The following is a 10,604-nucleotide window of genomic DNA, read 5'->3' on the forward strand; positions in this document are numbered from 1 at the left end:
GACCACACAATGTCCAGCGGGGCGACCATCTTCGCGAGAGTCAGTTTCCCGTCCCGCCAGCGGAACGCCGACCGGGTGTACTCGGCGCTGGCCCGCGACTTCCTCTTCGACTTGAAATGGGGGTATCGGGCGCGTTTGGCGAAGAACGCCGTGTAGGCGGCGTGCAGATGCCGCAACGCTTGCTGCAGCGGAACACTGGACACCTCATTGAGGAACGCCAGATCCTCAACGCGTTTCCATTCGGTCAGGGCCGCCGACGATTCCACGTAACTGATCGAGCGGCGTTCCGTAGCGTATGCGCGGGTCCGCATCTCGAGGGCTTTGTTGTAGACCAGGCGCACGCACCCAAAGGTGCGGCGGAGTTGTTCAGCCTGCTCGGCGGTGGGATAGAAGCGGTACTTGTACGCCCGCCTCACCACCCCGCCCACATTTCACATTCTAACGGTCCATTGTGGTGCACGATCGCTGAGGGGAGGGAGCGGCGTTTCCTCCTGGCCCTGAACGGCCGGGCTTCCACGCCGCGACTCTGATGACCTCAACCGAACCCATCGCCATCGTCGGCATGGCCTGCAGGTTCGCCGGAGACGTCAGTTCGCCCGACGAGTTCTGGGCGTTGTTGCGCGACGGCAGGGACACCGTCGGGGAACTCCCCGACGACCGCTGGAGCTGGTACGCCAGCCAGGGCCCGGAGCACGCCGCAGCGTTGGCGACGGCGACCACGCGGGGATCCTTCCTGGCCGACGTCTCCGGCTTCGACGCCGACTTCTTCGAGATCACACCGCGGGAAGCGGCGCTGATGGATCCGCAGCAACGCATCGTGCTGGAACTGGCGTGGGAGGCCCTGGAGCACGCGGGCATCCCGCCGAAGGGGCTCGCCGGCACCGACGCCGGCGTGTTCATGGGCGTCGGCACGGACGACTACGGGCGGCGGCTGCTGGAGGACCTCCCCCGCATCGAGGCGTGGACCGGGATCGGAGGGGCCTACTGCGCCGTCGCCAACCGGGTGTCGTACGCGCTGGACCTGCACGGTCCCAGCATGACCGTGGACACCGCGTGCTCCTCGTCCCTGGTCGCCATCCACCTGGCGGCACAGGCCCTGCGGGCAGGGGAATGCGACGTCGCCCTGGCCGGCGGGGTGCTGGTGATGGCGGCGCCCGGCCTGACCCTGGTCCTGGACGCCGCCGGCGCCACCTCCCCGGACGGGCGCTGCAAGTCCTTCGACGCGGACGCGGACGGTTACGGCCGTGGCGAGGGCGGTGGCGTCGTGGTGCTCAAGCGGCTCGCCGACGCCCGCCGGGACAACGACCGGATCCTGGCCGTCGTCCGGGGCAGCGCGGTCCAGCAGGACGGCCGGACCAACGGCATCATGGCGCCGAACGGGCACGCACAGGAGCAGTTGATGCGTCGCGCCTGCCGGGACGCCGGCATAGATCCGCGGACGGTCCAGTACGTCGAGGCGCACGGCACAGGAACACCGGTGGGCGACCCCCTGGAGGCGGGTGCGCTGGCGTCGGTGTTCGGGGCCGGCAGGCCGCCGGACCGCCCGCTGCTGATCGGCTCGGTCAAGCCGAACATCGGTCACCTGGAGGCGGGTGCCGGCGTCGCCGGCGTCATCAAGACGGTACTCGCCCTCCGGCACGGCGAGCTGCCACCGAGTCTTCACCTCCACCGCCCCAACCCCGCCGTCGCCTGGGAGACCTCGGGACTCCGGGTGGTGACGGAGCCGACGCCGTGGCCGCAGGCGGACACGCCGCGGCGCGCAGCGGTCTCCGGGTACGGCTACGGCGGCACCATCGCCCACCTCATCATCGACGGAGCCGATACGCCGGTCCGCCGCGACGGCGACGGCGAGTCACCCCGTCCCCTCCTCCACCCGTTGTCGGGGGCCAGCCCTGCTGCCCTCCGGCAGAACGCCGACCGGCTCGCCAGGCGACTCACGGATGACCCGGCCCTGACCGCCACGGACGTCGGCCACACCCTCGCGCTCGGACGCAGCCATCTCACCCATCGCGCCGCCGTGGTCGCCACCGACCGGACCGGCCTGGTCGAGGCACTGCGGGAGTACGCGTCCACCGGCCGGGGCTGCGTGACCGGCGCGGCACCGGCCGGCGGTGACCGTGGCGTCGTCTGGGTGTTCTCGGGACACGGCTCACAGTGGACCGGCATGGCCCGCGACCTGATCGACGACGCCCCGTTCGCCGACGTGCTCGACCAACTCGACCCGGTGTTCAGGGCGGAGCTGGGTCTCTCGCCACGGTCCGTTCTCCTCGACGACCGTCCGCAACCGGTGGACGTGATCCAGCCAATGATCTTCGCCGTCCAGGTCGCGCTGGCGGCGACGTGGCGGGCGATGGGACTGCGTCCCGCCGCCGTCATAGGTCACTCCGTGGGGGAGATCGCCGCCGCGGTCACCGCCGGAATGCTCACCCTGGAGCAGGGCGCGCGCCTGGTCTGCCGCCGCTCGCTGCTCCTGCGGGAGGTCGCCGGGGCCGGCGCCATGGTCATGGTGAACGTCGGATTCGACGAGGCGGTACGCCGGCTGGGCGAACGGGACGACGTGGTCGTCGCGATCGCCGCGTCCCCCGAATGGTCGGTGCTGTCCGGTGACGTCGCGGGCATCGCCGACGTCGCGCAGCGGTGGCTCGCAGACGGGGTGACGGTCCGGCCGATCCAGTCGGATGTGGCGTTCCACAGTCCGCACATGGATCCGCTCCTGGACCCGCTGGAGGCCGCCGCCACCGACCTTCCACCTGCGGCGCCACTGATCCCGACCTACACGACGGCCCTCTCCGACCCCCGCTCGACCGCCGCGCGGGACGGCGCCTACTGGGCGGCGAACCTGCGCGGCTCGGTGCGCTTCGCGCAGGCCGTCGCCGCCGCAGCCGAGGACGGTCACCGGCTCTTCCTGGAGATCTCCGCGCACCCCGTCGTCGCACACTCGATCAGCGAAGCCCTGGACAGCCTCGGGATCGACGACGGCCGGGTGGCGTACTCGCTGCGCCGGGGCCGGCCGGCACATGAGGCCCTGCTGACGAGCCTGGGCGAGCTGTACTGCCACGGCGCGGCCGTTGACTGGTCAGCCCTGTGGTCCGTTGGTGACCTCGCCGACCTGCCGACCCAGGCGTGGCAGCGCAGGCGGCACTGGGCACCGGAGCCGGCACCGACGCCCGGGGTGACGAGGCGGCACGACCCGCGCAGCCACACGCTGCTCGGTGGGCGCACGGTGGTGCGTGGGGCCGAGAGGACCGAGTTCTGGTCAACCCGCCTCGACCACGGCTCCCGTCCGTACCCGGGGGACCATCCCGTACGGGACGTGGAGATCGTCCCCGCCGCGGTGCTGCTCAACACCTTCTTCTCCGCCGCAACGGATCGGGGCTGGGTCGACCTGGCAGACCTCGCCCTCCGGGTACCGGTCAGCGTGACCCGGCCGCGGGAGGTCCAGGTGGTCCGTCAGGGCGAAACGCTCCGCCTCAGCTCGCGGATCCTCGCTGACGGCGCCGACGACGAGGACGAGGGCTGGGTTACGCACACCGCAGCCACCATCGACACACACCTGGACCTACCCGCCGGTGACAGCCACCCCACCACGGTGGTCGAGGCGTTGCCGGACGACTTCGTCGTCGACCGGCTGGCTTCGCTCGGTGTCGCCGCCATGGGTTTCCGCTGGGTCGTCCGTCGCATCGGCCGAACCGTGGACGGCATGGTCGCGGACGTCGATGTCGAGAACGGTGAGGGGGCGCCGCGCGGGTGGGCGCCGATGCTCGACGCTGCGCTGTCGATCGCGTCGGTGGTCTTTCCCGGGCCGGCCATCCTCCGGATGCCCGCGCACATCCACCGGGTCACGCTCTCGCCGGCGGCGGTCGCCCAGGCGCGGATCGTCGTGCGCACAGCGGCCGACGACGTCGTCGAGGTGGAGATCGTCAACTCGTACGGCGAGACGGTCGGCCGGCTGACCGGCCTGCGGTACGGGGTGCTCGACCTCGATGTGCACCAGGGCGACACCCCGAAGGGTCTGGTGCACCAGACCATCTGGCGGTCCGCACCCCGGCTGGTCGGGCACCGCCCGGGGGCGGTGGTCCTGGTCGGCCCGGGCACATCGCTGAGCGACGGACTGGCCGCACGCCTGAAGGACACGGGCATACCGTGGCGGCACATCTCCGACCCGGACCACCTCGCCGGCACGGACCTGACCGACGGTACGGCGGTCCTCGTCGTGCCCGCCCGCACGCGCCCCGACGACGTGGCCGGGTCGGTCGACGAGAACACCTGGCTGCTCACCCGGACCGCACAGCGGCTGGCGGGGGCCGGGTCGGCACGGCCCGCACGCCTCTGGTGCCTGACCCAGGGCGTGGCCGGCTGCACGGACAGCGGGGCTCTCGGCCACGCTGCTCTCTGGGGTCTGGGCAGGATCGTCGGTGGCGAGCATCCGGAGCTCTGGGGCGGTGTCGTCGACGTCGGCGCGTCGCCGGGTGACCTGTCGACGCTCGTGGAGATCATCGGGGACAGCCACGGCGAAGACGTCATCGTCATCCGGGACGGGATCGTCTCGGTGCCACGCCTGCGTGCCGGTGAGGGCGCCGCCGACGCCTCACCGGCGATCTGCCGGCCGGACGGCACGTACCTGGTCACCGGCGGGCTGGGGACCCTCGGCCTGCAGGTGGCGTCCTGGCTGGCGACGCGTGGCGCGCGCCGCATCGTGCTGGCCGGTCGCCGTGGTCTGCCCCGGCGTGACGCGTGGGACGACCTGACCGACCCCGGGCAGCGGGCAGCGGTCGAGACCATTCGGGCACTCGAGCGTTCCGGTGTCACGGTCGCCGTGGTGCCGGTCGACATCGCCGACCGGCACGCCGCCGCGCGACTGCTGCGGCCGGCCGCGCTCGGGCTGCCTCCCGTCCGCGGCGTCGTGCACGCCGCAGGGGTGATCGACAACCGCACGGTCGGCGCACTCGACGAGGCGTCACTGCGTCACGTGCTACGGCCGAAGGTCGCGGGGGCGCTGGCCCTGCATGACATCTTCCCGCCCGGCAGCGTGGACTTCTTCGTGCTCTTCTCCTCGGCGGGTCAACTCCTCGGCCTGCCCGGGCAGGCCAGCTACGCCGCGGGCAACGCCTTCCTCGACGGTCTCGCGCGACACCGGCGCGCAGCGGGCGACAGCGGAACGCGAAGCATCGCCTGGACGTCCTGGCGCGGGCTCGGCATGTCCACCTCCTCGGAGGTGATCGACGCCGAACTGGCCGCCCGGGGCACCGCGGACATCAGTGCGGCCGAGGCGTTCGCCTCCTGGGAACTCGTGGAGCGGTACGGCCTCGGCGAGGCGGCCGTGTTCCGCGTTCTGCCGGGCTCCCCGGCCGGGCGGCGCCCACCCCTGCTCGACGAGCTGACGACCGTCTCCTCCGCCGGAGAGGCGGCCGATCCGACGGCTCCATCGTGGACCGGCCTGGACGACGGCGCGCTGCACGCGCACCTGTCCCTGCGGATCAGCGAACAGGTCGCCGACGAGACCCGGCTGCCGGTCCTCGACGTCGACCCTCACCGCCCCCTGTCGGAGATGGGCTTGGACTCGGTGATGACCACACGGATCCGGTACGCGCTGGAACGGGAGTTCCGGCTCGCGCTGCCCGCGACCCTGCTCTGGGACCAACCCACCGTGGACGCCATCGCCACGTACCTGGCCGCCCGGCTGGGGCCGACGGCCGCCCCTACGGAAGGAGTCAAGCCGTGATCGACGAGGGCACCGTACCCTGGCCGGAGGATCTCGCCTACGCGTACCGGACGGCCGACTGCTGGCGGGGCCGCCCACTCGGGGCGTATCTGTGGGACTGGGCGGACGCGTGGGGCGACCACGTGGCCGTGGTCGACGGCGACCGGCGGCTGACGTACCGGGAACTCGCTGTGCTGAGCGACGGCCTGGCCGAGCAGCTGATCGAGCACGGGCTCCGCCGCGGCGACAGCGTCCTGGTGCAGCTGCCGAACTGCTGGGAGTTCGTCGTCGTCACCCTCGCCTGCTTCCGAGCGGGGGTGGTGCCCGTGATGATGCTCCCGCAGCACCGAGCGCACGAGCTCACCGCGATCGCCGGACACGTCGAGGCTCGGGCACTGGTCGTACCGGACACCTGGCGCGGCTACGACCACCAGTCCCTGGCACACCAGGTGGCAGCCGGCCTGCCGGACGGCGCGGCCGTCCTCGTGGTCGGCGCCGACGTCCGACCGCACAGCGTCGACGTACGGTCCCTCATGCGCTGCGGCGGTGACGTCGAGGCGCGGCGCCGGCGGCTGGACGGCCTGGCCCCGTCCGCGGCCGACGTGGCGCTCTTCCTGCTCTCCGGTGGCACCACCGCAGTACCGAAAGTCATCGCCCGCACGCACGACGACTACGAGTACAACATCCGGCGGTGCGCCGATGTCTGCCGGTTCAGCCGCCAGACGGTGTACCTGGCGGTGCTGCCGGTCGGGCACAACTTCCCGTTGGCGAACCCCGGAGTGCTGGGGACCCTGCACCGCGGCGGGCGGGTCGTCATGCTGCCGTCGCCCCGCCCCGAGCAGGCGTTCGCCGCCATCGAGGCGGAAGGGGTCACCGCGACGTCGGTGGTGCCGGCGGTGGCGATCAGATGGATGGAGGCCGTGGACGGCAGCGGTCGTGACCTGTCCAGCCTGCGGCACATCCACGTCGGCGGGTCGATGCTCTCGCCGGAGGTCGCCGGCGCCATCGGCCCGGCCCTCGGCTGCGAGCTGCAACAGGTCTACGGGATGGCGGAGGGTCTGGTCTGCTACACCCCGGTCGACGCGCCCCGCTCCGTCGCGAACACGACGCAGGGGCGCCCGCTCAGCCCGTTCGACGAGTTGCTCGTGGTCCACCCCCTGACGGGCCGGCCCGTGCCGCCCGGTGCGGTTGGGGAGCTGCTCGTCCGAGGCCCGTACACCCCGCGCGGCTACTACCGGGCGCCCGAGCAGAACGCCGTCTCCTACACGCCCGACGGCTGGTACCGCACCGGTGACCTCGTGCGCATCACCCCGCGAGGCAACCTTGTGGTCTGTGGCCGGGTGAAGGACGTGATCAACCGGGCAGGTGAGAAGATCTCCGCCGCCGAGATCGAGACGCTGGCGCAGGACATCCCGGACGTCGCCGAGGCTGCGGCCGTGTCGGTGCCCGACGCCGTCGTCGGGGAACGGGTCTGCCTCGTCGTCCGCCTGCATCCGGGACGTGAGCTGACCCTGGACCGGGTGGCCGCGGCGCTGACGGAGCGGGGGCTCGCGACGTTCAAGGTGCCGGAGCGTCTGGTCGTCCTGGACGACCTGCCGCACACCCCGCTCGGGAAACCGGACAAGAAGGCGCTGCGGCTGCTCCTGACGCGGGCTGCGTAGGGCCGGAGCCTCGCGCGGCCTGCCGTGGGCCCGCCGGTCGCACCCTGGTCCCGCCGCCCCCGGCCGCGGCGGCGAGACGGCCGCACAAATTTCTGGCCGCAGACCGATCAATCGCCGGCCGGCCCGTCGTCATAACTGTTAGAGCGCTCATGATGCGGCTCGGCGGTCGTCAATACGCCATGACACGGGTGCACTGTTCGTCCCGTCGCGTCGCATCACCTACCCGTTCCCTCGGGTGCAAAACGACCGGTCCTGCCAGAAGTGTGCCCGACATCCACGAATTGGAGTTTCGCGTGACCGTCAGGAACTGGAACCGTACCGCCCTGTCCGCCCTCGGCCTCAGCGCCGTGGCGGCCCTCGGTCTCACCGTTGCCGCCTCGGCGCCGGCGGTCAGCGCCCCGAAGGACGGCGTCTCCGCCGCCACCGCCAGGGTCACCATCACGCCGTCGAGCAACCTGGTCGACGGGACGGCGGTGACCATTGCCGCCACCGGCCTCCGGCCGAGCACCGTGTACCACATCGGCCAGTGCGCGATCATCGGCGAAACCCTTCCGTGCAACGGCGCCGAGACCATTCACGTCAGCTCGTCCAGCTCGGGCAACCTGAACACCAAGCTGACGGTCCGGCAGGTCTACCAGGGCACGCTGGGCCCGGAGAACATCCCGTGGGGCACCGTTGACTGCAAGGCCGTGCCGTGCGGCATCGGCATGTTCAACGACCTCGGCGAGGGCGCCGGCGCGGCAATTTCGTTCAAGTAATCGCAAGCCGCACCAACGCTGTTCCGGGTCACGTTCCGCGTGACCCGGAACAGCTTTTTTAGGCGCCTCGGAACCGTTCCACGCCGCTTCCGGGCGCTGGCGCAAAACATGACGCCATTCGACCGGAAACTGCGAAACGCTGTCGATGTGCGCGGCACCTGGACATTGTCGCATCGGCGGTGTCCCAATCCTGAGCCCGTTGGCCGCGGTGGGCAGCGGACGCTGGCGCGCCACGACCTCCACGCATTCATGAAGATGTCCAGCCGCACCGCCGGACCTACCGTCGACTGGCGGCCGACGGCCGGACCGACGCCGTCGGCGGGCCCGCTCCGCCGAGCCCGCAGCCACTGCCGAGCAGCGGCCGGGCCGACCAGGTGTCGACGCTTCGGCACGCTCCGGTCGGCCTGGGGAGGCATGCGACCGCCCGGCGCCAGCCAGGGCCACGAGCTGCGTCGGCGTCCCAGCACTCCTCCCAGGAGGTTCACATGCGCCCACCACGACGGGGCACCATCGACGTTCCCGGCGCCACCCTCTATTTCGAGCTCCGTGGCGACGGACCACCGCTGCTGTGCATTCCCACCGGGAACGGGGACGCCACCCCGTTCGGGCCACTGGCCGACTCCCTCGCCGCCCACCGCACGGTCATCACCTACGACCGGCGCGGCTTCTCCCGAAGCCCGGTCTTCGACGCGGTGGCGGATGATCGACGGGTTCTCGTCGACGCGCAGGATGCGGTTGCGCTGCTCGACCACGTGTCCGACGAGCCCGCCGACGTGTTTGGTACCTGCTCAGGCGGCATCGTGGCACTGGCCCTGCTGCAGACGCGCCCAAACCGCCTGCGCACCCTGGTCGCCCACGAGCCACCCCTGGCGTCGATTCTGCCGGATGCCGCGCGCTGGTTGAGTTTCTACGAGAGCCTGTACGTCACCTACCGGGAGTCCGGCGTCGCCGCCGCCAAGGCGGTTTTCCGGGACCACGTCGGCCTGGAAGGTGAGACCCGGCCACCCGAGGACGCCCGGCTTCCGCCGCAGCAACTCGAGGAACTGCTCACCAGGCTCCGCCGCAACGAGGTGTTCTGGTTCGAGCACGAGACCCGCAGCTTCCCCGCCTTCCAGCCCGACCTGGGGGCGCTGCGCCGACACCGCGACAAGCTGGTGCTGGCCGGCGGCACCACCTCCCGGGAGCAGTACGCCTACCGCCCCAACAAGGAGCTGGCGCGGCTGCTGGAGGTCGGGATGGTCGACCTTCCCGGCGGCCACCTCGGGCACGTCACCCACCCGTACGAGTTCGCCGAGGCGCTCCACGACCTTCTCCTGTCACGCCCCCCTGCGACGAGCACGCCGCCGACGTGGTGACGGCCCCGAGACCAGTTCGCCGCGAGGGAATGCCACCCCTTGCGCCCCGCCTTGATTACGCTCCTGAATCAATAACTAATCCGACACGAATCGCGAACTCCACACCCCCTAACCGGTGAGCAATACGGGAGGGGAAAACGGTCCGGACGAACCACATACTGGTGGAGAGGCGAGAGAATCGGGAGGGCGGCCGAACGCCTCGGGTGAATTCCGCTGTTCAGCGGTCACCGGTCAACGTAACCCGAAAAAATGGAGAAAACATGCGCAAGAAGCGTACCGTCGTCGCACTCGCCGCAGTGGCGATGGCGGCCCTCACCACGCTGTTCCTGGCGGGGAACGGGGCGGCCAGCGCCGAGTCCGGCGACACCGCGGCGGCCCCGATGCACTTCGAATCGTCGGAGCTCCGGCAGCTCCTGGCACCCGCCGACGGTCTGGACGCGAAGTCGGCGTCCATCCAGCCCACCATCACCATCAAGGAGGCAGTGGCGACCGGTCAGTTCGAGTCCGGTCCTGGTCTCACGTCCGAGCCCAAGGGCTGCCTGAACATGACCGATGCCCTTGGCGACCTCAGCGGGGTCGAGGGCTACATGCAGTCGGGCGAGCGATCGACGGAGGCCGCGCCGGACAGCCTCCAGCGGTACTACATGACCGCCGTGTTCCAGATCCCCGGCGGCGCCGAGGCCGCGATCGACAAGGTGACCGAGGTGCTGCGCACCTGCAGCGCCGGCACCATCCTGCTGGAGACCGGCAAGGGTGAGCCGCTGAAGGGCAGCATCTCCTACGCCGAGCACAAGGCCCTGCCGCTGGACGGCGCCCGCACCTTCGCCTCCACCCTCACGACGATCCTGCCGTCGTTCACCGGACTCAACGACGAGACCCTCCCGACCACCGAGTGCGAGGCCCAGCTCACCCTGGCCGCTGACGGTGACCTGCTGATCTGGTCCGTCGAGCCGACGGAGCAGCTGGCCACCGAGTCGGTCTCCACCGTCTACGAGCGGGCCCTGGCCCTGAGCTGATCAACCGCCGCCCTCCCAGGTCGTGGGGGGGGGGGGGGGGGGGGGGGGGGGGGGGGGGGGGGGGGGGGGGGGGGGGGGGGGGGGGGGGGGGGGGGGGGGGGGGGGGGGGGGGG

The 10,604-nt window shown here is 71.5% G+C and carries 6 protein-coding genes; 5 read left to right on the forward strand and 1 reads right to left on the reverse strand.

Going from position 1 to position 10,604, the window contains the following annotated elements:
* On the reverse strand, positions 1-428 hold a 428-nt coding region (locus ACZ6O2_RS35910), incomplete at its 3' end, for an RNA-guided endonuclease InsQ/TnpB family protein (RefSeq protein WP_466026128.1).
* 101 nt (positions 429-529) lie between these two features.
* On the opposite strand from ACZ6O2_RS35910, the gene ACZ6O2_RS35915 reads away from it, so the two are divergent.
* The 5 genes from ACZ6O2_RS35915 (at position 530) to ACZ6O2_RS35935 (ending at position 10,491) form a co-directional block, all read left to right on the forward strand.
* Positions 530-5,722, forward strand: a complete 5,193-nt coding sequence (locus ACZ6O2_RS35915; RefSeq protein ID WP_466026129.1) for a type I polyketide synthase — start codon at positions 530-532, stop codon at positions 5,720-5,722.
* Complete coding sequence (locus tag ACZ6O2_RS35920) at positions 5,719-7,362, forward strand: (2,3-dihydroxybenzoyl)adenylate synthase (protein ID WP_466026130.1); 1,644 nt, start codon at positions 5,719-5,721, stop codon at positions 7,360-7,362. The genes ACZ6O2_RS35915 and ACZ6O2_RS35920 overlap by 4 nt, the downstream gene beginning before the upstream one ends.
* 293 nt (positions 7,363-7,655) lie before the next feature.
* Positions 7,656-8,120, forward strand: coding sequence for an enediyne antibiotic chromoprotein (locus ACZ6O2_RS35925; protein ID WP_466026131.1), 465 nt, complete (start codon positions 7,656-7,658; stop codon positions 8,118-8,120).
* Between the two features lie 485 nt (positions 8,121-8,605).
* The gene (locus ACZ6O2_RS35930) at positions 8,606-9,475 is read left to right on the forward strand and encodes an alpha/beta fold hydrolase (protein WP_466026132.1); all 870 of its coding nucleotides are present in this window, start codon (positions 8,606-8,608) and stop codon (positions 9,473-9,475) included.
* A gap of 260 nt (positions 9,476-9,735) precedes the next feature.
* Complete coding sequence (locus ACZ6O2_RS35935) at positions 9,736-10,491, forward strand: hypothetical protein (RefSeq protein WP_350710519.1); 756 nt, start codon at positions 9,736-9,738, stop codon at positions 10,489-10,491.
* Positions 10,492-10,604 lie beyond the last annotated feature (113 nt).

The organism is Micromonospora sp. NPDC048040 (assembly GCF_055587185.1).